This is a genomic window from Prochlorococcus marinus str. MIT 1214 (genome assembly GCF_027359355.1).
Classification (GTDB): Bacteria; Cyanobacteriota; Cyanobacteriia; order PCC-6307; family Cyanobiaceae; genus Prochlorococcus_B; species Prochlorococcus_B marinus_F.
Window position 1 is genome coordinate 753802 of the sequence record NZ_CP114777.1, and the last position, 25702, is coordinate 779503.

Annotated in this window: 21 protein-coding genes and 1 tRNA gene; 14 read left to right on the top strand and 8 right to left on the bottom strand. The window is 31.4% G+C overall.

All coding sequences use genetic code 11. From position 1 onward, the window contains the following. Nucleotides 1–50: 50 nt before the first annotated feature. Together rpsN and O5639_RS04595 are read left to right on the top strand one after the other, a co-directional pair. Entirely contained in the window at nt 51–353 is a 303-nt protein-coding gene (gene rpsN, locus O5639_RS04590) for a 30S ribosomal protein S14 (protein ID WP_269625298.1), read from the top strand. A gap of 184 nt (nt 354–537) precedes the next feature. Next, entirely contained in the window at nt 538–2706 is a 2169-nt protein-coding gene (locus O5639_RS04595) for a polyribonucleotide nucleotidyltransferase (RefSeq protein ID WP_269625299.1), read from the top strand. 3 nt (nt 2707–2709) lie between these two features. Here O5639_RS04595 and O5639_RS04600 read toward each other — a convergent pair whose 3' ends face one another. After that, nucleotides 2710–3624 (bottom strand): 3'(2'),5'-bisphosphate nucleotidase CysQ family protein, encoded by a 915-nt coding sequence (locus O5639_RS04600; RefSeq protein WP_269625300.1) that lies wholly within the window; start codon nt 3622–3624, stop codon nt 2710–2712. Nucleotide 3625: 1 nt separating this feature from the next. Here O5639_RS04600 and rsmI point away from each other — a divergent pair, with 1 nt between their 5' ends. Both rsmI and O5639_RS04610 read left to right on the top strand, forming a co-directional pair. Further along, the gene (gene rsmI, locus O5639_RS04605; protein WP_269625301.1) at nt 3626–4513 is read left to right on the top strand and encodes a 16S rRNA (cytidine(1402)-2'-O)-methyltransferase; all 888 of its coding nucleotides are present in this window, start codon (nt 3626–3628) and stop codon (nt 4511–4513) included. Nucleotides 4514–4567: 54 nt separating this feature from the next. Then, entirely contained in the window at nt 4568–4798 is a 231-nt protein-coding gene (locus tag O5639_RS04610; RefSeq protein WP_269625302.1) for a hypothetical protein, read from the top strand. A gap of 10 nt (nt 4799–4808) precedes the next feature. Here the strand turns inward: O5639_RS04610 and O5639_RS04615 are convergent, their stop codons facing one another. Both O5639_RS04615 and O5639_RS04620 read right to left on the bottom strand, forming a co-directional pair. Continuing rightward, nucleotides 4809–5603, bottom strand: a complete 795-nt coding sequence (locus O5639_RS04615) for a hypothetical protein (protein ID WP_269625303.1) — start codon at nt 5601–5603, stop codon at nt 4809–4811. A gap of 813 nt (nt 5604–6416) precedes the next feature. Continuing rightward, nucleotides 6417–7265 carry an FkbM family methyltransferase gene (locus O5639_RS04620; RefSeq protein ID WP_269625304.1) on the bottom strand — a complete coding sequence of 283 codons (849 nt, stop codon included), beginning with the start codon at nt 7263–7265 and terminating at the stop codon, nt 6417–6419. Between the two features lie 580 nt (nt 7266–7845). Between O5639_RS04620 and O5639_RS04625 the strand changes: the two genes are divergently transcribed. The 9 genes from O5639_RS04625 to O5639_RS04665 all read left to right on the top strand — a co-directional run bounded on the left by O5639_RS04625 (nt 7846) and on the right by O5639_RS04665 (nt 21065). Next, nucleotides 7846–7919 (top strand) — tRNA-Arg (locus tag O5639_RS04625). Between the two features lie 311 nt (nt 7920–8230). Next, nucleotides 8231–9094 (top strand): FkbM family methyltransferase, encoded by an 864-nt coding sequence (locus tag O5639_RS04630; RefSeq protein ID WP_269625305.1) that lies wholly within the window; start codon nt 8231–8233, stop codon nt 9092–9094. A 653-nt stretch (nt 9095–9747) separates the two neighbouring features. Next, nucleotides 9748–12321 carry a tetratricopeptide repeat protein gene (locus O5639_RS04635; RefSeq protein ID WP_269625306.1) on the top strand — a complete coding sequence of 858 codons (2574 nt, stop codon included), beginning with the start codon at nt 9748–9750 and terminating at the stop codon, nt 12319–12321. Between the two features lie 211 nt (nt 12322–12532). Further along, entirely contained in the window at nt 12533–13501 is a 969-nt protein-coding gene (locus tag O5639_RS04640) for an NAD-dependent epimerase/dehydratase family protein (protein WP_269625307.1), read from the top strand. 445 nt (nt 13502–13946) lie between these two features. Continuing rightward, the gene (locus tag O5639_RS04645) at nt 13947–15230 is read left to right on the top strand and encodes a putative 2OG-Fe(II) oxygenase (RefSeq protein ID WP_269625308.1); all 1284 of its coding nucleotides are present in this window, start codon (nt 13947–13949) and stop codon (nt 15228–15230) included. Between the two features lie 622 nt (nt 15231–15852). Continuing rightward, nucleotides 15853–16602, top strand: a complete 750-nt coding sequence (locus O5639_RS04650) for a glycosyltransferase (protein ID WP_269625309.1) — start codon at nt 15853–15855, stop codon at nt 16600–16602. Between the two features lie 107 nt (nt 16603–16709). Then, nucleotides 16710–18335 (top strand): tetratricopeptide repeat protein, encoded by a 1626-nt coding sequence (locus O5639_RS04655; protein ID WP_269625310.1) that lies wholly within the window; start codon nt 16710–16712, stop codon nt 18333–18335. Between the two features lie 326 nt (nt 18336–18661). Beyond that, entirely contained in the window at nt 18662–20674 is a 2013-nt protein-coding gene (locus tag O5639_RS04660; RefSeq protein WP_269625311.1) for a tetratricopeptide repeat protein, read from the top strand. Continuing rightward, nucleotides 20664–21065, top strand: a complete 402-nt coding sequence (locus tag O5639_RS04665; RefSeq protein ID WP_269625312.1) for a DUF6165 family protein — start codon at nt 20664–20666, stop codon at nt 21063–21065. The genes O5639_RS04660 and O5639_RS04665 overlap by 11 nt, the downstream gene beginning before the upstream one ends. Before the next feature lie 156 nt (nt 21066–21221). Here O5639_RS04665 and O5639_RS04670 read toward each other — a convergent pair whose 3' ends face one another. Together O5639_RS04670 and O5639_RS04675 are read right to left on the bottom strand one after the other, a co-directional pair. Further along, nucleotides 21222–21707, bottom strand: a complete 486-nt coding sequence (locus O5639_RS04670; protein ID WP_269625517.1) for a DUF2214 family protein — start codon at nt 21705–21707, stop codon at nt 21222–21224. 283 nt (nt 21708–21990) lie between these two features. Then, nucleotides 21991–22179, bottom strand: a complete 189-nt coding sequence (locus tag O5639_RS04675) for a hypothetical protein (RefSeq protein WP_269625313.1) — start codon at nt 22177–22179, stop codon at nt 21991–21993. Here O5639_RS04675 and O5639_RS04680 point away from each other — a divergent pair. Continuing rightward, nucleotides 22178–22390 carry a hypothetical protein gene (locus O5639_RS04680; protein ID WP_269625314.1) on the top strand — a complete coding sequence of 71 codons (213 nt, stop codon included), beginning with the start codon at nt 22178–22180 and terminating at the stop codon, nt 22388–22390. The genes O5639_RS04675 and O5639_RS04680 overlap by 2 nt on opposite strands. A gap of 89 nt (nt 22391–22479) precedes the next feature. Here O5639_RS04680 and O5639_RS04685 read toward each other — a convergent pair whose 3' ends face one another. From O5639_RS04685 to O5639_RS04695, 3 genes are read right to left on the bottom strand one after another with little or no spacing between them, the layout of a single operon-like run. Continuing rightward, nucleotides 22480–23016 carry a D-glycero-alpha-D-manno-heptose-1,7-bisphosphate 7-phosphatase gene (locus O5639_RS04685; RefSeq protein ID WP_269625315.1) on the bottom strand — a complete coding sequence of 179 codons (537 nt, stop codon included), beginning with the start codon at nt 23014–23016 and terminating at the stop codon, nt 22480–22482. Beyond that, nucleotides 23016–24356, bottom strand: a complete 1341-nt coding sequence (locus O5639_RS04690; protein ID WP_269625316.1) for a PfkB family carbohydrate kinase — start codon at nt 24354–24356, stop codon at nt 23016–23018. Before O5639_RS04690 ends, O5639_RS04685 begins: the two co-directional genes overlap by 1 nt. A 15-nt stretch (nt 24357–24371) precedes the next feature. Further along, entirely contained in the window at nt 24372–25343 is a 972-nt protein-coding gene (locus O5639_RS04695; RefSeq protein WP_269625317.1) for an NAD-dependent epimerase/dehydratase family protein, read from the bottom strand. Nucleotides 25344–25702 lie beyond the last annotated feature (359 nt).

A 25702-nucleotide genomic window follows, 5' to 3' on the forward strand; every position in this document is an offset into this window, starting at 1 on the left:
ATCAGTTAAGGAGTTAAAATGATCGTTAAATAAGCTAAATAAGCCCCTTAATGGCCAAAAAGTCAATGATAGCGCGTGATGTGAAGCGCAAAAAGCTTGTAGAGAGATACGCAGCTAAGCGTAAAACTTTAATTGATGCTTTCAAAGCATCCAAAGATCCTATGGAAAGGTTAGAAATTCATAGAAAAATTCAAGCTTTGCCTAGAAATTGTGCACCAAATAGAGTGAGAAATCGTTGTTGGGCTACCGGAAAACCAAGGGGGGTTTACAGAGATTTTGGCCTTTGCAGAAATCAACTTAGATCTAGAGCACATAACGGGGAATTACCTGGAGTTGTAAAATCAAGTTGGTAAAAAATAACTATAAATTTATTCATACCAAAAAAGTGGGACAGATTATATGTCCCACTTTTTTTTAGTTTTATAGTTTCAGTAATTGTGGTAAATGTTTCCTCTAGGAAACAAATCTATCGAAATTTTTACTCAATTAGTCCCATTAAGTGTAAGAATGTCTAAAGACAAAAAGCTATAAAGTCACGTGCAAGGTCAGACAAAATCCGTTTCCTTCGATGGTAGAGAGATAAAGCTCACTACAGGGAGATTTGCTCCACAGGCTGGTGGTTCAGTAATGATTGAGTGTGGGGATACCTCCGTTCTCGTAACAGCAACAAAAGCTACAGGAAGAGAAGGAGTTGATTTCCTACCTTTAATGTGTGATTACGAAGAAAGGCTATATGCAGCAGGAAGGATTCCAGGAAGTTTCATGCGGCGGGAAGGACGTCCTCCTGAAAGAGCAACTTTGATTTCAAGACTTATTGATAGGCCAATGAGACCTCTTTTCCCTGGTTGGATGAGAGACGACATACAAATAGTTGCCACATGTCTCTCCTTAGATGAAAGAGTTCCTGCTGATGTTTTAGCTGTAACGGGAGCTTCAATGGCAACATTAATGGCTGGCATTCCTTTCCAAGGCCCTATGGCTGCTGTTCGAGTCGGTCTCTTAGGAGATGATTTTGTTCTTAATCCAAGTTACCGAGAAATCGAAAGAGGTGATCTTGACCTTGTAGTCGCAGGAACTCCTGATGGGGTGGTAATGGTTGAAGCAGGAGCAAATCAACTTTCAGAACAAGACGTCATTGAAGCCATTGATTTTGGCTACGAAGCCATAACTGAATTAATCAATGCACAAAAGGAAGTTTTAAAAGAATCAGGAATCAAACAAGAGATGCCTGAAGCGCCTCAAATTGATGACACAATATCAAATTATTTAGATAAAAATTGTACAAAATCAATTAGTGAAGTACTGAAAAATTTTGATCAAACAAAAGAAGAAAGGGACAATAAAATTGAAGAAATCAAAACAAATATATCTTCCAAAATAGATGGACTAAAAGATGATAATGCTGTTAAAAAATCTCTTTCTTCAAATAACAAATTATTAGATAATAACTATAAAGCGTTAACCAAAAAATTAATGAGAGAGCAGATAATCAAGGAAGGGAAAAGGGTCGACGGAAGAGAATTAAACGAAGTAAGAAAAATTGATGCCGATGCTGCCGTTTTACCTAACAGAGTGCATGGATCAGCCTTATTCCAAAGAGGCTTAACTCAAGTTCTTTCCACAGCCACACTGGGCACTCCAAGTGATGCTCAAGAGATGGACGACCTTAACCCTAATACCGATAAGACGTATATACATCATTACAACTTCCCTCCTTATTCCGTAGGAGAGACTCGACCAATGAGAACTCCTGGGAGAAGAGAAGTTGGTCATGGAGCTTTAGCAGAAAGGGCATTAATCCCTGTCCTTCCAGCGAAAGACACTTTCCCATATGTACTAAGAGTTGTTAGTGAAGTCTTGAGCTCAAACGGCTCGACTTCAATGGCTTCAGTTTGTGGAAGTACACTTGCACTTATGGATGCAGGCGTTCCCTTAAAAGCTCCAGTAGGTGGAGCAGCTATGGGCCTAATTAAAGAAGGAAAGGAAGTGAGAATATTGACTGATATTCAGGGAATTGAAGACTTCCTTGGAGATATGGATTTCAAAGTTGCAGGAACAGAAAAAGGGATAACAGCCTTACAAATGGATATGAAGATAACTGGACTTCCAATTGAGACAATTGGGGAAGCTATTAATCAAGCACTACCTGCTAGGACTCACATATTAGGTAAAATGTTAGAAGCGATTGAAACGCCTAAAGATACTCTTTCGCCTCATGCTCCAAGACTATTAAGTTTCAGAATAGATCCAGAGCTAATAGGAACTGTCATTGGCCCAGGGGGAAGAACAATTAAAGGAATCACAGAAAGAACTAACACAAAAATCGACATAGAAGATGGAGGCATTGTTACTATTGCATCCCATGATGGGGCGGCGGCAGAAGAAGCTCAGAGAATCATCGAAGGTTTAACAAGAAAAGTACATGAAGGAGAAATCTTCTCTGGCTCAATTACTAGAATCATTCCAATTGGTGCATTTGTTGAAATCCTTCCAGGAAAAGAGGGAATGATCCATATTTCTCAATTATCTGAAGCAAGAGTAGAAAAAGTTGAAGATGTTGTAAAAGTTGGAGACCAAGTAACTGTAAGGGTAAGAGAAATAGATAATCGTGGTCGTATTAATTTAACTTTAAGAGGAGTAGCTCAAAATGGTGGCATGAACAACTATCCCGAGCCAACTCCTACTCCAGTTGCTCCGCTTACTTAATAATTAGATTTTATACTCAGGTTCTTCGAGGAAGAAAAACTCCATAGCTTTTTGGCATATCTTTTGATGATTTTTTCCATGACTCGCTATTAAACAACCAGACTGAGAATAGTTAGTTTTTTGGTAGATCAAATCTGTACCATCTGCATGAGAGAAAATTCCACCAGCTGCCTCAATAAGTGCATGTGGAGCGGCCATATCCCAATCCTTTGGGGAGGTTCTGCCAGATAAAGAGATATAAACGTCAGCTTCTCCTCGTAAAATTGATGCAACCTTACAACCAACACTACCTATTTTTATTGTCTTAGCAAAGCAAAAAAATGATAGGAGATTTAGAAGTTTTAATTGTTGATGATTTTTGCTTGAGACTAGAACCAAGTCAGGAATAGCTAGCCTTTCACTAAAAGAAATGTACTTTTTAGAACCATCACGATTTTCGCACCATGCACCACTTCCAATAATTCCAAACCATAATTCATTTTTTTCGGGAATCAAAACTATCCCTATTTTGGGCTTTTGTCTGTATGCCAAAGCAATATGAACTGCATAGTTTTGAGATCCTTGAAGAAAATCCTTTGTCCCATCAAGTGGATCAATAATCCAGCACCAATCGTTTTTTAAGTGTGTTCGTTCAAAAGTTTTTTCTTTAGAAGTCTCTTCGCTTAAAATATCCCATTTATCATAAGTAAAATTGTTCTTCAATCCGGAGATCAATAATTCATTCACTGCCATATCAGCTGCTGATACTGGACCATCTCCACCTTCCTCTACAGTTAAAGACTTTTGAAATCCATATGGCGGTTTTTGGCCTCTTGCATAAGCCATCAAAACATCAGCAGCCGCCCAGCTAAGCTTTTTAAGTTCATCCAATAAAGTCGTTAATTCGACCTCTTCTGGCACAACAAGATCAATTGACATAATGGCTTTAATTGATAATCACCGGCTTCAACAAGAAAGATCAGAACCTTGCCCAGGAACTCTTTACATAGTAGGAACACCAATAGGAAACTTAGATGATTTATCTCCAAGAGCAAAATATATTCTCAAAAATGTATCTCTAATAGCCTGTGAGGATACTCGAAGAAGTGGAAAACTAATGAAAACAATCAAATCTAAGGTACCTCTACTTAGTTATCACAAACATAATTTGAAGAGTAGGCAATCTCAATTATTAGAAATACTAGAAAGCAATGAAAGTATTGCTTTAATTAGTGATGCTGGCTTACCAGGTATTAATGATCCTGGACATGAACTTGTTCATGCTGCCAGGTCAAATAGTTTTGAAGTGATTTGCATCCCTGGTCCCTGCGCAGCAACAACAGCATTAGTAATCAGTGGATTACCCACAGAAAGATTTTGTTTTGAAGGATTTCTTCCGAAAAAACAAAGCATTAGAAAAAAACGTTTGGAAGATATTTCTCAAGAAGGTAGAACAACAGTAATCTATGAGTCACCTCATCAATTAATAAAACTTTTAGAAGATTTATCTATTTTATGCGGAAAAGATCGCCCTATTCAAATAGCAAGAGAACTTACAAAAAGATATGAAGAATCAATTGGGGAAACGATTGAAGAGGTACTTAAATATTTTCTTAACAAAAAGCCAAAAGGAGAATTCACAATAGTTCTAGGAGGCAAAACTAATAAGCAAAAGAATAAAACAAGTGAATCGAATGCTCTAAATAAACTCAATAAATTAATCAAACAAGGAGAAAGGGCTAATGTCGCTGCTCGAAAAATTGCAGATGAAACAGGTTATGAAAAAAAATGGCTTTATTCCAAATTACATAAGGAACTTGACAAATAAACTTTTTCGCTTAAAGCTAATTAAAACATTACTTTTAATTTAAAACTTTTGTAAATGTTTTTCAAACTACAACTTCTAACTCTAAATATTGCCTCAGCAATATTACTAATTTTCTTTCTTTGTCTTGGATCTCAAAACCTAGAGAAAAAATATAAATTAGATTTTTTAATTAATAAAACTGTAGCTCTTCCTATTGGTTTCATAATGGGTACATCATTTACATTAGGATTACTTTCTGGAGGGATAACTTCAGTATTAACTATTGACACTAAAGATAAAAATTAATTTTTAAAAACTAATCATCCAAGCCTATTATTGAATCTTCTAGAATTAATCTAGTAATGCCCTTGGAGATTAAATATGATTTTGAGAGTTTAAAAACACTTGTATTTGGTATTTTAATAACTCTTTGATTCCTTGAACAAATCCTTTTTGCAGACCGTTGATTAGAAAATAATAAAATTGCATTTCTTTTTAATTCATTTTCAGGTAAAAAACTCCATTCTGGCAAATCAGAAATAAGCTGTAACTCTAGCTCTACTTTTTTATCAACAATCATATAAACGCTCTCTGGAAGGCTTTCATAATTAAGAATCTCAAAATCTGATTTTTGATTCTCCATATCAAAATCAAAACTAGAAATCAAAGGAGCAATTTCCTCAAAATTTTGATTATTGCTATCGTTATTCAGATTATTTTTTTGATTTTCAGAATCTATTTGCTCACGAAAGTCATCAGTTTTATCAAGATCAAAAGAAGTAATTTCATCAAAGTCAGGTCTAAAAGATTCTCCACTTACTTTTACACTTAGATCTTCTACATTAATTCTTTCTTTTGATGAAATTAATGAATTTTCGTTCTCAAAATCTTGCTTTATTTCATTTACAGTTTTATTAGCACTTAAACTCTCGCTTTTATTTATAATCTTCGATCTTTTTTTCTTTAAAAGGTTATATTCAGTCTCTGACAATAAAGTTTTAACTGTTCTATTTATAGTATTTGTAGTGCAATTATATTTTATTGCTAGGACATTAGTATTATCTCCATCCTTATAAGCCTCAAGGATTTCAGATTTTTGTGTTTTGGTCAATCTTCTTGAAATCATCTCTATCATTTCTATACATCTAAGATAAGACCTAATCATAAGAAGTAGTAAAAATAATTCTCAACCTAAAAATTCTCTATAAAAATTCAAAAGACTAGAAACCAGAAAAAACAAACATAAAGGCCTACAAATGCTTAATTCTTGCATATGCATCTTACTTTCCTATCTTTAGAAAGAGCCTTTTTCAAAAAAGGAATAACCAAGCTATTCTTGGTGTACTTAATTCGCCTTGTGAGCAGCTATGTAAATATGAAGGCTAAAATAGCAATTATTAGATCAGGGCTTCCTTAATATTTTCTCTTAAAGATGACTCAGGATCCCTTGGCCCAACCAGATAGAAAAACGACATTATAAGTACTGCAACAAGGGTTAAAAAAATAAGTCATGCCAACACCAATAGAATTGATCCCAAGCTAGTAGGCCTAGTCTGACCTAATAAAACTATAGATAAGCTTATGTTTTTCTATGTTATTTTAAGCAGCACAACAACCAACTCAGTGGCTAATAAGAATTGCTAATAGCTCAGCTTGAGGTTATGTTGCCGCTATATGAGCAACTAGATGGCTGTATTAGCTAAATGGGAAAAAGACTTCGGAATGCTGCAAAAAAGCAGCACATTTTTGGGTAGTCATTAAGAAACAAATAGGATGAGAAAGAATATGGATTTAATAAATTTCCGCTTCAAAGCTTATATATGTCTTAAACAGACTAAGAGTTTAAGATTACTTTTTGCTTAATTAGCTTTAGAAGAACAATTTCGAAAATTATATTAAAAATATCACTCAATAAAATCTTAATTTATTGAGTGATATTTTTAATATAATTTACGAGATCGGTAGTAGTACTATGCGCTATTTCACTTCTATGAAGTGGCCTAAAATTAGGCAATAAAGGTTTTACATTTGGGCTTGAAGCAAAAATAAATCCATCAAAGCTAGTGGTTTCATTTTCAAAGTCAGATGATACTTCTATTCTATATTCAAATAAACCTAATCGAGCAAGTATATTATAATGAATAATATTAGAATGGGTTGAAATAAAAACATAATCTATTAATCTTTTCTTGAATGAATCGAGCGCTCCTATAATCATCTCTAGCTCATAACCTTGGATATCAGAATGCAAAATGTCCAAATGGTGAATATTATTTTTTTTCATATATTCATCTATAGAAAAATAATCTTTGCCAACCTTTTCGTTTATGAATCGAACATTTTCTAAATTAATATCATTATTTTCAAAATTATACTTACCAGTATTTAAATTATTAATATCAGGTTCAACAAGGTCCAATATTGAGTTTGGTTTAGTAATTTTCAACCAAATTGAATAGTGCCCCCAATAAGCTCCCAGCTCAATCATCCTAGGGAACTCATTTATCTTCTTCATTAACTCTTGAAAAACAAATTCTTCTAATGGCTCATGAACTCCTCTATTTAAAAGTAATATTTTACTAAATTTATCATAATAAGAATATTCCCCTTCTATCTTTACTTTGACTCCATTGTGAAGCGTTACATGATTTGATTCCAAGTAACCTGCGTCAGGGACTCTTGAAATCATAAGATTTAATGGGTCTGAAATAATTTCTCTAAATCTAGCTTCATAATCATTACATTTACTCTTTGGAAGGTTCCAATTAGTCATTTATAAAATTCTAATTTAGAGACTAATATTAGCATCAAGATCTCTAAGTTCAAAATAAACTATATATATGATAGCCAAATATATAGTTTATTTTTAAAATCTATATATAAAATATAAACTATTTATTCAATCTTTAATCTCATAAAAATAAACCAAAGAAAGCTCTTGCAAAAATTTTTACAAAGCATCAAAATGCCAAAGACTATCAGAAAGATTTTGACCGATTCTAAAATTAATAAGAGAACGAACATGGAAGAGTAATTGAAGCTCATCCAGAAGAGATTGTTGAATAAATTAAATAGCCCTGCCTGCTCTATCAAGGCCAAAGAATTATCAGGAAAAGCTTTGAAGTGTAATGAGGCTCACTTCCAAAGATAAGAGCCAGCACAAGCCAAAGAAATAATGCAGAAGAAAAAAGCTGGCAGAAGTACAATTATTGGAATCCAAAGGGACTGATACGGGTCTGATAATTTAGATTGTTTGTTGCTGCGTCTGAATGTAATGTTAGTTAGTTAGTTGATTTTTATTGATTTGCTTACTCAGTGACCAGCCAAGTGAGCAAACCATCCAACTTAACTCTGCTCCCTTAGCTCAGCTGGATAGAGCAACTGCCTTCTAAGCAGTGGGCCGCAAGTTCGAATCTTGCAGGGAGCGTACTCAAACCAAAGTGCTACCAAGAGATTACAGTAATTCTACTAAGAACTACTGCATTGGACGCCATGCCTAGATATGTCTAAATATTGCTAATATGCGCACGCTGAAACCATTGCTGGCACTAAATGAAAGCTAAGAGGTATGAAAATCTACACACAATTTTAAAAAAAATCGGAGAAAGATGCTGATTTCCTTCGCTGTGGGAACTTTATGAGCGTGCGAGAAATAAGAGGTGAAGCCTAAGCAGATGAATAATTTTTCACCTCGATTGATTAAAATGAGAGCGTTAAGTAAATCAAAACTGATTCTTCATGGATTCCTCTGTATTTTTCCCTGACGAATCTAATATTGAAATAATTATTCCTAGTTCGAATGAAGGATCAAAGTTTGACGAATATGCAAGGAAGAATTTTCCTATTAGATTTCAAAGAGAAGTCCTTCTAAGAAGAATAAGTTCAATCATTTTGAATATGCTTCCAGTGCCTGGGAAATCAGATGTTATTGATATAGGATGTTGGATTGGTGATAATTCCTTGGTTTGGTCAAAAATGATTGAGCAAAAAAAAGGAAGGGTATTAGCGATAGATCCTTCACAGAAAAATATTGATTGGATAGACATGATTGCAGATAAAAATAAAATCAATAATTTAATTACTCAATGTTCTATTTGTTCATATAAGAATGATATTAATTTTACACATTTTCGTGATGATCTTCCTTCCTGGAATACTGATAGAAGATGGAAAGAAACAAAAAATGATTCACCTAAAGTTACTTCTTCTAGAACTTTAGATGAATTAGCAAGTGAATGTTTAGGATCAACAAATTCTATATTCCTTATGCATCTTGATGTTGAGAAAATGGAAGTAGATGTATTGAAGGGCGCTCATGAAATTGTAAATCAATCAAAACCATTTATATTCTTTGAAGCTCATTTACTCACAGACAGAAATAATTTATTACACCTTAAAAGTTACTTTAAATCCAAGAGATATAGAGTTTATATGTTAAACGAAGTAACCTTAGGTACTAATCTTGATTGTAGAAATTTTCTTGCTATTCCTGAGGAGGAATCTTCAATTATAGATGTACTCCAAGATATGAACTTGCTTTTAAAGATAGATACTACAGTAGTTATTCCTGCAACGGATGGTAGCCCTTTAATTCCATGTTAAAAGAATAACCTGAGGATGAGGAATTTAGCGAGAAGTTCCAATTAATCTTGTTATGGATATAGTGCGCACCTTGATGCGCATAACTTTATAATATTTAGCGCTAAACCTAGTTATACCAATTGATTAGAGGAGAAAAGCAACTGCCTTCTAAGCAGTGGGCCGCAAGTTCGAATCTTGCAGGGAGCGTTCAAAAAAGCTAGTTATACCAATAGACATTGTCTGATAAGAAGAGGGTAATAAACAAATTTTGTTTATTACTTATAGATTAGGAACAAAAAACTTAAGTCGGCAAAGCATTTATAAACAAAAGAGTTTTAGAAAGACCTCAGCGAGGGCATTACGCTTTGGCTAGAGCACACAATTGCAGCTCCATAGAAGTATCGAATCTGTGGGAAGTAAAGACGTAAAACCTATTAACATAACTAGCCTTGATAAAGTTACCCAACTATTCCCAGAGAGAAAGAAGTTTTATCCTAGGTAAAAGAGATGGGTAACCAGCAAACGTCTGTACTCTCAGTGGGCCTGGACTAATCACTTCCCCTTTTCATGGAGATGGGCTACTGATGGCGTTGCAGAGGATCAATTCATTTTGAAAGTCAAACTTTAGTAGAAGGTATAATCTTCATTAATAGATCCTTTGCAAAACAAATAATTTGACCGAAGGAAAAAAAAATCAAAAGCAAGCAGGATTTGAAGTAAAAACATTCTCAGTCCCATTTACTTTAGAAGAAATTAAGGAGAATATTTCTCTTAGTACTTCTAGACCTTCAAAACCTTCTAAAGAAGAAATAATTAACAAAGCATTTAAGCTTCATTCAGAAGGAAACACTCTAGAAGCAGAAAAACTTTATCAATATTTTATCAATCAGGGTTTCAAGGATTACAGAGTTTTTTCTAATTATGGAATCATATTAAAAAATCTAGGCAAATTAAAAGAAGCAGAATTATCAACTCGCAAAGCAATTGAAATTAAATCTGATTTCGCAACGGCGCATTCCAATCTGGGAAACATATTGAGAGATCTTGGCAAATTTAAAGAAGCAAAAATAGCTATAGATAAGGCAATTGAACTTAATCCTAATGTCGCAGTCTCACATTACAATTTAGGAAACATATTGAGAGATCTTAATAACTTACAAGAAGCAGAATTATCTACCCGTAAAGCAATTTCAATCAAACCTCTTTATGCAGAAGCGCATCTAAATCTGGGAAACATATTAAAAGATCTTGGCAAATTACAAGATGCAGAATTATCTACGCGTAAAGCAATTGAAATTAAACCTCTTTATGCAGAAGCGCATCAAAATCTGGGAAACATATTAAGAGATCTTGGAAGATTAAAAGAAGCAGAAAAAGCAACAGAAAAAGCAATTGTACTGAATCCTAATGTCGCAGATTCGCATTACAATTTAGGAAACATATTGAGAGATCTTAATAACTTACAAGAAGCAGAGCTGTCTACGCTTAAAGCAATTGAAATCAAAGCTGATTTCGCAGAAGCGTATCTAAATCTGGGAAACATATTAAAAGATCTTGGCAAATTACAAGATGCAGAATTATCTACGCGTAAAGCAATTGAAATTAAACCTCTTTATGCAGAAGCGCATCAAAATCTGGGAAACATATTAAGAGATCTTGGCAAATTACAAGAAGCAGAATTTTCTTATCGCAAAACAATTGAAATTAAACCAGATTACGCAGAGGCATATATGAACCTAGGTAATTTATTAGAGGATCTTGGAAAAGAGAAAGAGGCAAATAAACAATTATTACTTGCTTTAGAAAAGAAACCAAATAATATTTTATTTTTTATAAGTTCGAAATTAAAATTATCGCCAATAATGAATAATATTGAACAGATAAATACTGAGCGTAAAGAATACCAAAGACAATTAAAAAAATTAAAGAATAATAAAAATATTTATTATGAAAGCGCAGACATTTTTAATACAAATATTTTTTATCTTGCTTATCAAAATAGACTAGATGATAAGGTTATTCTCGAAGAGTTAAGTAATACAATATCCAAAGTGGAAGGAATAACATTTAAAGGTTTTTCTAGGGAAAAATATCTTGCAACTTCATCAAAAAGAACTAACTTAAAGTTAGGTGTTTGCTCTGCATTTCTTAGAGAGAGTCATACAATCGGTAAATTATATACAAAAGTTTTATTAGATTTAGTAAAAGCTGGTATTGAAGTTAATATTTATATTCCGCCTAATACAATCAGTCATTCAGAGCTCGATTTAGTTAGAAACAACTTTGAAAGAGTGAACTGTCTTCCAAAATCACCTCAAAAAGCAAGTAAATTAATAGTTGCGGACAATCTAGATGTTTTATTTTATCCAGATATTGGTATGTCTAGCTATACATACATTCTTGCATTATCAAGATTAGCGTTAGTTCAGGCAACTAGCTTAGGTCATCCAAATACATCTGGAATTAAGAATATAGATTATTTTATTACTAACGATATAGTCCCTCATCACCCATCATCTAGCTATACAGAACGCTTAATAAAATTCAGTAGATTGCCTTTCAATTATCCCACTCCAAAGATCAATGAATCCAAATTAAATAGTACAAGTATAATAAATTCTGATAATCATTTTAAAATTGGACTTACTCAGTCGTTATTTAAGTTTCATCCTGATTTCGATCAAGTACTAGAATCAATCTTAAGCGAGATAAAGAATGCATATTTAATCCTTCTAAAAGATAAACAGGAATATAAAACAAGAAACCTAAAAAATAGATGGAAAAAACAAAGTAATTTATTACTAGAAAGATCAATATTTCTAAATAGAATGTCTAAGGATGATTTTATAAATACAACAAAAAATTGTCACATTATGTTAGATCCGTTCTATTTTGGAAGCGGAAATACTTTTTATGAAGCGATGGCTTTTGGTATACCATTTATTACATATCCGTTCAGTCAAAGAGGTAGTTTAGTTGCCTCAGGCTATAAACAGATGGGCGTTAAAAAGCCTCCTATTGCTGAATCAAAAGAAGATTATATAAATTGGTGTAAAAAATATGCAAACAACAGTTTGTTTCTTAAAAACACAAAAGATGAATTAAAAGAAAGGGCTCATAAGTATCTATTTAATGATCATGAAATATACAAAGAATATTATACATTTTTTACTGAGGCTGTAAAAATAGCACAACAGGGAAAATTCATTGAAGATAATTGGAAACCCTTTTGTTCCTACAAGAATTAATCTAAATGAAGCTAAATCTATTAAAAACCAGCTAAACCTTATAAATATCTCATAAAAATGACTTTATGCATTTATTTAATTACAAATTTAAGGAGTTAAAAGATTGATCAAAGCTAAATCATAAAAGTCATATAATTACAAAAAAGAATCTAATATTTTTGTAATAGCTCTTCCATAACATATAATTAGAAAGTTTAATGTGAAATAATTGATGAAAAAAATTCTTCTGACTGGCTCAAATGGTTTTCTAGGAACGCATATTTTATCTAAACTTATAAATTCAAATCAATTCGAATCGATTACTAATATAACTGGTATAGACAACTTCATTAGTTCTAATAAATCAAATATTTATACAACTAATTCTAAATATAACTTTATCGAAGCTGACTTAATTAATTTTGACTTTGATAAACTACAAGATTTTGATACTGTTATTCACTTGGCCAGTCTAGCTAGTCCTGTATATTACAATAGATATCCTCTTGAGACAGTAGACATTGGTACAACCGTTACAAGGAAGTTACTAGAAAAATGTAAAGAGTGGAATGCAAGATTCATATTCTTCTCTTCATCCGAAATTTATGGCAACCCTTCTCCAGAAAATATACCTACAAAAGAAGAATATAAAGGTTATGTATCATGTCAAGGATCAAGATCTTGCTATGATGAAAGCAAAAGACTTGGAGAAACCTTATGCTATATATACAACAAAAAATACAATATAAGTACCAATATAATTAGACCATTTAATATTTATGGCCCAGGTATGTCTATCGAAACAGACTATAGAATGATTCCAAATTTAATCAAATCTGCATTAAAAATGCAGACTATTAATATATACGGTAATGGTAAACAGACAAGAACTTTTTGTTATTATACAGATGCAATTGAAGGGATAATGAGAGTTTTAAAAAATGGAGTCAATGGAGAGACATATAATATTGGTAATGACAAACCTGAGATATCAATGATAGATTTAGTTAAATTATTTCGTAAAACAATTAATATAGATGTTAGTTATGAGTTAACTCCATATCCAGAATATTATCCTGATGATGAACCTATAAGAAGACTTGCCTCAATTGACAAAGCAAGAGCTCATTTAGACTTCCATCCAAAAGTAACTTTAGAAGCTGGGCTGACTCAAACATGGAAATGGGCTTTAAAGAATTAATTTTATAAACTATAATTTATAATCAATAAAATGATTATTAGATTTTTCTCCCTCGATTGTTATGTGAGGAATAAGCAGATAGTCCAGCATGTTCAATTATTTGTCTTCCAAATATGGCAAAGCTTGGTCATTACGCTTAAGTCAAGCGCGATTGCAGTTCCTAAGTCCTCTCTAGCCTACGGGAGGGGAAGAGAGTCAAACCGTTAATGTAATTAGCGTTGCTAAAGTTCACGATAATATTCCCTTAGGGAAAGTGATTTTCGTAAAGCAAAAAAGCTGGAAAATCAGATATCGCCTTTATTTTTCAAGAGATCTGGACAAATCACTTCCCTTTAAAAGGAATATTAACCCATTCCATTAGGCATGGATTAATATTCCTTTTAACGTAAAAAACCTTAGTGAAAGTTATAATCGTAATGAAATTGATTCTTTGAAAAAAATAGATATGACTGAGAGAACAATCGATAAAAAGGAAGGAAGCTCCAAATTAAGAACATTCCCAATTCCTATTGACCTAGGAGAAATTAAAGAAAATTTTACTATTAGTACTAATTCTCCTTCTCAACTTACTAAAGAACAAATAATTAATCAAGCATTTAAGTTTCATTCAGAAGGAAACATTTTGGAAGCAGGAAAATATTATAAACAGTTAATAAAGCAAAGATGTAATGACCATAGGGTTTTTTCTAATTATGGAATCATATTAAAAAATTCTGGCAAGTTAAAACAAGCAGAAATATCAACTCGTAAAGCAATTGAACTTAATCCTAATTATGCAGAGGCTCATTGCAATTTGGGAAACATATTGAAAGATCTTGGCAAGTTAAAAGAAGCAGAAATTAGTTTTTCAAAGTCAATTGAGTTAAATCCAGATTACACTCTTGCATTATCGAATAGAGCACAATTGTTTTTTGATAAAGAAGAATTTGAGAAAGCATTAAAAGATTCAGATTCATGTAATACAAAAAATTGCAGAGCATTTTCCTTAGAAATTCTATTTTCATTAGGTAGGATTCAAGAGATTTTTAATAGAATAGAAAATTCCTGTGAAATAGATAATGAGAACATAAGACTTGCAGCATTCTCTTCATTTATCTCAAAGCGGGAAAACAAAGAAACTTATAATAATTTCTGTCCAAACCCACTTTCATTTTTACATTTTAATAACCTAAACTTTTATGTTAAAAACTATAAGGAATTTATAAAAAAAATAATTAATGAATTATCTGATATTAAAACCATATGGGAACCTCTAAACAAGGCAACTCATAATGGATTTCAAACTCCTAATGATATAAATTTGTTTTCTAACTCATCTGAAAATATTTCATATCTTAAATCAATAATTGTAAAAGAATTAGATTCTTATTTTTTAAAATTCAAAAAAGATTCTTGCTCCTATATTCAAAAATGGCCATCTAATAAAGATTTAAAAGCGTGGCATGTAGTTCTTAAAACGCAAGGATATCAGAGTGCTCACATACATCCTGGTGGATGGCTGAGTGGAGTAATTTATCTGAAGGTTGTTCCTCCAATGGATAAGGATGAAGGTGCAATTGAATTCAGTTTAAATGGTCAGAATTATTTTGATGCAAACTCTCCAAAATTAATACATCAGCCAGAAGCAGGAGATATAGTTTTATTCCCTTCTTCCCTGCACCACAGGACCATACCCTTTTCGACTGATACAGAAAGGATAGTAATTGCTTTTGACTTGGTTCCAGATTAAAATCTGGATTTTTCTTACTCGATTGTTATTTAAAGAATCAGCAGTCAATCCAATTCCTTAAAACATAGCTATCGCTAAAAGTAGTATTGATGACAAACTACCAGTTATAAATTAATTATTAGTCTTAATCTATAAAAAAAAAATTCTAAATAACGAGAGGAAGAGTTGCATCGAATTACATATGTTGAATCAAACTAACCAATTGAAATAATCCAAGTCGCTACCAATTATTTAGAAAGTTTTCATCTTATTTATGGTGCAATGCTAGCAACAACCCTCATTGGATTAGGAAATAACACGTTTCTTCATGGTTGAAAGTTTGATATTCCCTAATACTTAATGTTAAAGAAAATATCCGAAAATCAACTTGCTAGTAAGGACTTTTGTCCGCTGTTTAGTTCTACAACACTTAGCGAAGCAAGAATAAATTCTTATTAATGGCTAGATACGGCTAAATATTGCTAAGATATACCTAAATTGGAACGCTTAAACATTGCTTGCACTTAATGAAAGCAAAGTAGTATGAAAATCTGAGCACAATTTTTTAAAATGCGGACAAAGTTAAATAATTTCTTTGTCATAAAAATTTTTGAGCCTTAATTAATTCATAAGACTAGAAAAAATGACTAAAAATGCTTTCCAAATATTTATTACTGATAAAGAAGAAGAGCTACCACCTCCTTTAAAAGAAGCAACCAGCATATTCAGAGAAGCTTACTCTGATCATACCTACACTCTTTATAGTAAGGAGATGATAATAGAACTAATCAAGAAAGAATTTGGGAAAGAAGTACTTTCAGCTTTCAACAAATTAAAGCCTTATGCCTACAAGGCTGATTTAGCAAGATATTGCATAAGTTATCTTTATGGCGGTTGGTATGCTGATATTTCAATAAGGCTTACTTCAGCAAGATTTTCCAATACTAAATATGAATTTGAATTTTTAGGATTTATTGATCGAGGAGATGGACTTGGATTACCAAATAAATTGGTTTACCCAATACAAAATTCATTTTTTTATATTGAGAAAAATCATCCAATAATGTCTAAGGCAATAGATTTAGTTTTAGAAAATTGTTCAAATGAATCTTATGGGGTTTCTCCTGTTTGCCCATCTGGGCCAGGAGTATTAGGAAGAGCCTATGCATTTTTTGGACAGAAACTTAATCATGTTTTAGGTTTCTTTATGCCTCTTACTCCTAACCATAAAAAATTAAATACTAGTTATGTTCTTCCTGAAGGCACAATACTTGCGCAGCATAAAGATGCATGGTTCCCAAACTCAAAAGGAGGTGATTTTAGCAACTTTGGTACTAAAGGAACTAATAATTATCTAAAGATGTATCATGAAAAAAATATTTATAATATATAAATTGCACAATAGTTTAATAAATTTGTATTATAAATTCAAACAATGACAGATAACTTAGACAGCAATTATAATTGAGAAGGTTTATTCTAAAAAAATACGAAATAGACATGTCAACCAAAGGTAAAGAAGAAGAAAATAATAATAATAATCATCAAAAAAATGAGATTAGAATTTTTTCCGTACCATTTTCTCTAAAAGGAATCAATGATGATATTAGTATTCGCACCTCTTTTAAACTATCTAAAGAATACCTAGTAAATCAAGCATTTAAATGTCATTCACAAGGGGATATAAAAGGAGCTATAAAATATTATCAAGATTTCATTGATCGAGGGTTTAAAGATCACAGAGTCTATTCTAACTATGGAATCATATTGAAAGATCTTGGTAAATTAAAAGAAGCAGAATTCAACACTCGTAAAGCGATTGAACTTAAATCAGATTTTGAAGAAGCTCACTACAATTTAGGAACTATTTTGATAGATCTTGGAAAACTAGTAGAAGCCGAAATGTCAACACGCAAAGCAATTAAACTCCAACCTAATTCATCAGAATCGCATTATAATCTAGGAATAATATATAGAGATCAAGGCAACTTAAAAGAAGCAGAAATATCAACTCGCAAAGCTATTAAAATTAAATCTGATTTTGCAGAAGCTTATAACCATCTAGGAACTGTATTAATGGATGATCTTAGTAAACTAAAAGAAGCAGAGTCTTCTCTGCGCAAAGCAATTGAAATTAATCAAGATTTTAATGAGGCTTATTACAACCTTTCATTAATAGAACTTTTAAAAGGAAATTATAAAGATGGTCTAGAGAACTATGAATTTAGATTAATAAAAAAGAAACCCGTTATTCCTCATTGCAAGCCAAAAATCAAAAGAAAAGATAATAAAGAATTTCAAAAAGGAGAAAAACTTTTAGTTATTAGTGAGCAAGGTTTAGGAGACACACTTCAATATATGAGATACATACCTTATTTAAGAAAGAAAGGTCTTGATGTCTCTTTTTCTGCTCAAACCAAACTACATTCATTGATCCAATCTTCAGCCATTGATCAAAATCCATTAACTCCAGAACAAGTAGAAAAAGTTTCAGCACGTCAATGGATTCCACTATTATCTTTAGCTAGACATCTCAAAATCAGTCCAAAAAATCCAATCATTTCTCAACCATACATATTTTCAACAGATCAATTCACTCAAAAATGGAAAAATATTTTTTCTAAAGAAAAAAGACCAATCATTGGGATTAATTGGCAAGGAAACCCGGAGATGGAAAAGCGTTCTTACCACGGACGATCAATTCCTTTAGAAACTTTCTCGCTTCTTTTTAAGCAGAATGAACTATCAATACTTTCTCTACAAAAAGGGTTTGGTTCAGAACAATTAGAACAATGCTCATTTAAAAATAAGTTTGTTGAATGCCAACCACAAATTAATTCCACTTGGGATTTTCTTGAAAATGCTGCCATCATCCAGAACTGCGATTTGATTATTACTTGTGATACATCAATTGCTCATTTAGCTGGAGGAATGGGAAAAAAAGTTTGGTTACTTTTAAGAGATATACCCTTTTGGACATGGGGACTAAAAGAAGAAACAACATTTTGGTATCCATCGATGAGATTATTCAGACAACACGAGCGACATAATTGGCAAGAAGTGATGGAAAGAGTATCAATCGCACTTAAAAAAGAAATCGCAACAAACGCATTAGTTAAAAACTAATACCTTATTCAATAAATATCTTACAATTTCTAAGTAGACATAATACAAAGAGCATAGTTGTTAGTTAAAAGTGTGAAAAGTTACTTGAGACAAACAAGGGATAAACTCAAAGGAGGAATTAGAATCATGGCCAATTGTTTAATGCGAATTGTTAATCAATAGCATCAATCTCCTTCCTTATGAATGGCTACTAATATACGCGAAGAACACTTTTCAAGCAGCTTTCCAATAGTCAGAAAAAACAATCCCTAATTAATTTCTGACAAGGTGAACAAGGATTAGAGTTAATAGTAAAATGCTTGAGATCAAAGGTTAGAAGAGAAAAAATGGAAGAACTTGATACAGAAAAGCAAAATAATAAGAAGGCAACTGGCATCAAAACATTCAATGTTCCATTTGCTTTAGGCGAAATTAAAGAAAAGATCACTATTACTACTAATACTCGCTCAAAAAACTCACCCGAACAAATAATTAATCAAGCAATAAATTTTCATCAAAATGGGAAAATCATTGAAGCAATTAAACATTACCAAAACATTATTAACTTAGGCTTTGCTGATCACAGGGTTTTTTCTAACTATGGGGTGATATGCAGAGATAATGGTAAATTAAAAGACGCAGAAGTCTCATACCGAAAAGCAATTGAACTAAAAACTGATTTCGCAGAGGCACATTACAATCTGGGAAATGTATTGCGAGATCTTGGTGAATTAAAAGACGCAGAATTTTCATACTTAAAAGCAATTGAACTAAAAACTGATTTCGCTAATGCACATTTAAATCTAGGAATCATATTGAAAGATCTTGGCAAACCAAAAGAAGCCAAAATATCTTTTAGAAAGGCAATTGAACTAAAACCTGATTATGCAGAAGCGCACTCCAATCTGGCAAATGTATTTAGAGATCTTGGTGAATTACAAGAAGCTGAATTATCTATTAATAAAGTTATTGAACTGAGACCTGATTTTGCAAGTGCACATTTATATCTAGGAATCATATTGAGAAATCTTGGTAAATCAAAAGAAGCCGAAATATCAATTAGAAAAGCAATTGAAATCAAGCCTGATTATGCCGAGGCGTATTCCAATATGGTAAATTTATTGAAAGATCTTGGTAAATCAGAAGAGGCAAAACTATTTCTAAGAAATGCACTTGGAGTTAGACATAATTCAGCAAGTTTTCATCTTAAAATTGGAGCTATATTTATCGACCTTGGGGAATTAGAAGAAGCTGAAAAATCAACACGCAAAGCAATAGAAATTCAATCAGATTATCCTGAAGCATATAACAACTTGGGGACCATATTAAAGTATCTATATAAACCAAAAGACGCTGAAAAGGCTTTTCGTAAGGCTATAGAATTAAATATTAATTTTGCGGATGCTTATTTTAACCTTTCATTACTTCAACTACTTCACTCAAACTATCAATCTGGTCTAGATAATTATGAATTTAGATTCAAACAAAATAAAGCAATACTCCCTCACGCATATACAACTTTAAGGAGGCATGATGAAGATATTTTTAAGCAAGGGGAAAAACTTCTAATCATAAGTGAACAAGGCTTAGGAGATACATTGCAATTTATGCGTTATATCCCTTATTTAAAAAATCAGGGTTTAGATATATCTTTTTGTGCACAAGAGAAATTACATTCATTGATAAAAGCATCGGGGATTGATTCAAATCCATTAAGACCTAATCAAATCAGTTCAATTAAGCAAGGTGAATGGATTCAACTATTATCAATACCTAAATATCTAAAAGTAAGTCCCCAAAACCCGATAATTACTAATACATATATCATCCCAAACGATAAACTTATTAAGAAATGGGAAAAGGCTCTATCTCTTGAAAAAAAGCCAATAATTGGGATTAATTGGCAGGGAAATCCAGAGACCGAGAAAGGTATACAAAAAGGAAGATCCTTAGCCTTAGAGCTTTTCTCTACTATTGCGAGCAAAATTGAATTAAGCTTTATCTCTCTTCAAAAAGGGGTTGGCTCTGAACAATTAGAAGAATGCTCTTTTAAAGAAAAATTTGTAAATTGTCAAAGAGAAATAGACATTATTTGGGATTTCCATGAAATGTCAGCAATAATATCTAATTGTGATATTATAATAACTTCAGACACGTCAGTAGCTCACCTTGCTGGGGGTATGGGAAAAAACGTTTGGTTATTACTTAGAGATATGCCTGAATGGAGATGGGGGCTTAAAAAGGAAACTACTTTTTGGTATCCATCAATGAAATTATTTCGCCAAAAAGAAAGATATAATTGGAGAGAAGTAATAGAGAGAGTATCGAACAAATTAAAGGCAGAATTAAATGACTTTTAACAACAAAAAAATATCGAAAATTTATATTCCAATATCATATGGTGAGCTAATAGATAAGATTACAATCCTAGAAATAAAAAAAAATTATATGAGAAAAGATCAGTTAGACAATGTAAATAAAGAGCTAAAATTACTTGAAGATATTTTGCAAGAAAAAGAATTAGAAGTAAATACAGATTTAAAGAATGAACTTAGGCAAATTAATCGTAGTCTATGGCAAATCGAAGATAAAATTAGAATAAAAGAAAGAAAACAAGAGTTTGATGAGGAATTTATCAAACTAGCAAGATCTGTTTATAAAGAAAATGACAAAAGAGCAAGCATTAAAAAAAATATTAATTATACCTACAACTCAGAAATCTTTGAAGAGAAATACTATCAAAATTATTAATTTCCAAAGTATATCAAGATCTCAAAAGAGAAAATGCTTTTTAGATATGTTTAAAAATCTTTCAACTAAAAATGATATCCCTATTTTAATGTTCTATTAATTAGAGATTAATAAAAGCTATTAATTAATTCTCCAGTAATTTTCATAAGTATTAAGTCAAGACAAACCAACACCTCTTGCCATGAGTGTTGCAAAAAATGGTATAGAAGAAAAACCCAAAAGCTCGATATTTATTATCATCCTTAATCTAGAAACCAAATTATTAGTTACTTTAGGCAACTCACCTTTACTTAAGGGTAAAGCCCACAAAACATATGTAACAGTGGGATAAAGTGATAATGATCCTACCAAACCAAAAACAACCATCTTTGTCCAGAACAAAGGATTTTGGGTGTAAAACTCAGAACCTTGCCCAAACTTTATTACCCTGTAAATACCACTTACCAAAAGAGCTATACCAGCAACACCGTAGATAATATCTGCTACAACCATTGATATTGCCTCTTTTCGATTCAAATCAACTTTCAAAGAGATACGTTCATATATCAACGCACCGAAACAAAGCATAAAACTTAAATAATGAATATAAGCAACTGACGCATTTTTAATCAAGTCAGATGGAAGAGAAGCTGCAATCACAATACTTTCCTATGAAACATTTTATACAATTAAATTATAGTAAATGACAGCAAGCAATACGTTGAAGATAGATCCTTGGATAAGAAATTAATATTATTGAATTAAATTGTTATAAAATTAGTAAGAATTAAAAAGAATCGTTAATAATATAATTGATATATAATTACATTAATCATAATGAAAACTCTTATTAGCAGATTATGTTAAAGGTTATATCGAATGAAGTGAGATCATAATTAAAGGTACTAAATTATCTCTATCGAATAACAGCAAAATGACGCAAAAGTTAAAAAAAAATTGCACTTATCTTTTTTATTTGTGTTTTCACATTAATTTCAAATACAACTTTACTACCAATAAAAACACTCTCTGCAGCTGAAGAACCAACAAAAGATTTAATTGAAAGAGTAACAAAAGATTTTACAAAGAAATTTTGTAATTCAACTGGCTTTGGACTTTCAAAAGAAAGTGCCATGATTTTTTCACTTTCAGAAAACAAGGAAGCATTCAAGAAAAGGAAAGGTTATCAAAATATCGATAAGGAATTACTGGCACAAAAAATCGCAAATTCAACTATTAAAAGCTGTGGTTATCAGTTGGATTTATATGGAGATAAAGATATTGAAGAATTTGCAAATGAATATTTAATAGCTGATAATAAAATCATGAACGGCGAGAAACGATAAAGTAACTTATATGAAAGTAGATTTGCAAAAACTTAATTAGTATATTAAGCATTATTAAAGAATAAAGATAAAAGAAATGGTGGAAAAAATTAATTACTTAAAACAACATGATCAAATGAATTTATAAGTTTGTATTTTTTAGGTAGATTAATGTTATCATTAGGTGAATATAAGTATAGTCTATTAATTTTAATTGCTTCTGCTGAAATCAAATCAGTAATTTTATCTCCAACACAAATCGATTCAGCAGTATTTATATCAAATTCGCTACAGGCTTTATAGAATAAACCTGGAGAAGGTTTTCTGCAAATACATTTTTTGCCATAGTGGTTTAGCCGAATATGTGGATGATGAGGACAAAAATAGTATTTATCTAACCTTGTGCCGATCAGATCATACAATTTATCATTCAAATGCTTCATAAAATGATGAACATCAGACTCACTATATAAACCTCTAGCAATTCCACTTTGATTTGTAATACATATAACTTTATAGTTATAATCTTTCGCTTTTTTTATTAGATTAACAATTCCTTTAATAAAGACTAAATCATTAGTTTTATAAACATAACCATAATCATAATTAATTACACCATCACGGTCTAAGAACAAAACTTTATTCATTATTGATTATTTATTATTTTATTAGACAACAAGGTTGTTGAATAATGTTCAATATAAGGAAAGATCTCAACCCGACCTCCCATAGATTCAACAATATCTTTACCAACTACTGAATGTTGTTCATAATCGCCACCTTTTACAATAATATTTGGTTGAATCTTTTTTATTAATTCGTAAGGTGTATCTTCATCGAAGATTATTACCTCATCAACATGTTTAATATTTTCGAGGATTTCCTTACGTATAGAAACAGTATTGTAAGGACGAGATTCACCCTTTAGCCTTCTTACTGATTCATCAGAATTAAGTCCTATAATCAACTTAGTTCCAAGAGATTTAGAGTATTTAAGTAATTTAATATGACCTAAATGTAAAACATCAAAACAACCATTTGTAAATATTTTCAAGCAACTTGAATCGATAAGATCCTGTTTAGTTGGTGTATATGTTCCTTGAAACATCACAGATTTTGACGCTATATAATTAGCTCTTTTTGCTGAATCTTCCAAAGAAATATTTTGTGCCAAGCAAACAGCTAATACCGATAAAACAGTGTCTCCAGCTCCAGTAACGTCGTAAACATCTCTCTTATAAACTGGCAAATTGAATTGTTGCTTATTTCCATTGCTATTTATTACAAGAATACTTCCTTCATCACCTAGGGTGAGTAATAAGTTTAAAGGTGAGAAATTTTCATAAAATATATTAATTTTATCATTTATAGAAGTTAAATCATTCGTTAATTCATTAGATAAATTACCAATAATCTGATTAAATTCGTGGGAATTCGGCTTATATAGCGTAGATCCATCTATTAATTTTTTACTGACGGATTTACTGTCTAGTAATATAATTAAGCTAGGTTTGATAGATTTTAATCTATTAGTTACTAATGTCGAAAGTAATCCTTTGTTGTAATCTGAAATAACTATCATATCAAATCTTTGACATATAGAATATAGTAGGTTAGTTATATATTCTGATGAAAGCTTATCGAATTTCTCTTCTATATCTTGCCTTAACAATTGTTGGTTTTTCACTAGATATCTAATTTTTCTTATGGTCTTTGTCGGGAAAGTATTAGAATTTATAATGCTAACATTGTAATTTGATAATTTGTTTTTTATTTCCCTTCCATAGATGTCATCTGCAAACAATGTAAGTAAACTTACATCGCATCCCAAGCTAGAAATATTTTTTGCCACATTAGCCGCACCTCCAAGATGTTCTGTGGTCTTACAGTTTGTTAATATTGGGACAGGCGATTCAGGTGATAATCTTTCAGATATTCCTACAACATTTTCATCTAGAAATACCTCTCCTATTACTAAAATCTTCATTAAATAGTTTCTTAATTAATCTATTGTATTAGAACTATCCAGAAAATCATGAATTCCTTTATTAATATTTTTAGGATGCCAATAGATTTTCTTTGTTTCTAGAAAACTCATATCAGCACAAGTATACGGCTGATAGAACCCTCTGAGCTTAGTTGGAAAGCCAACTTGTTTTATTTCTATTTTTTTACCTCTAATTCCCCACCATTTGGAGATTATGTCTGCAATTCTTCGAAATGAAATTGGGATTCCTGTACCAGCATCGAAGATTCCATACATGTCAGACCTTGTTAGAAGATCAATTATCAAAGTACAGATATCGTCAACGGAAACAAAGTCTCTTTGGAATGGATTCTCACTATCGTCCTCCATAAAAAGATGGATCTCATTATTAATTTTTGCTTGCTCATTAAACGTATGGACTGGACTAGCCATGCCGACTTTATGTCTTTCATTAATACCGTATACATTAAAAAATCGAAGAGAAGTAATTAAATTTTGATTCGGGTATTTATAAGTTAAATATTGATCAGTTAAAAGCTTAGAGTAGGCATACATATTTAATGGGTTCAAGTCTGATGGATTCTCTTTGTTTTTAAAACCACGCATCCCATAGACTGAAGCAGATGATGCATAAATCAACCTCATTTGATTTGTAATACAAAAATCAATTAAACTATTGCTATATCGTGTGTTATTAGAAATAAGATAATCGCCGCGCCACTCAGTAGTTGAAGAACAAGCACCAAGATGAACAATCCCTAGCAATCTATTTTTATTAATCTTCTCAAGATTGATAAAAAGTTCATCTCTATTCCAATATTCAACTAATTCTAAATTATTAATATTAAAAAATTTTTCTTTATTATTCAAATTTCCGCAACCTATCAACTTTAGATGTTTATATTTAATAAGAAAAAGTTTTGCTAAATTACTCCCAATAAAGCCTTCGCAACCGGTAATTATCAATGTGTCTTTCTTGTTACGCAAAACTATCTGAATCAAATTTATTTAAATAATTGTAGTTATTTTTACAACGAAAATTATAAATATTAATTATTATTCATAATATCAAAACAAACTTGATTGAAATTAATAAAAATTAGTTTTAATTAATTGCAGGAATGGCTTCTTATCGGACCAATACTTAATATTTTTAAATGCCAAAAGTCATCATATTAATACTTAAAATGTTATCAACTAAAACAAAATTTATTAATTAGTCTATTAGGTTCAAAGGATATTAAAGTTAGAATTATAATAAATTTAAATTCCAATTTTTTCTATCAACAACCCAAATAACGGTTAAAACAAAAAGTAAGTTCTTATAGTTAAACTATGTTAAGGAT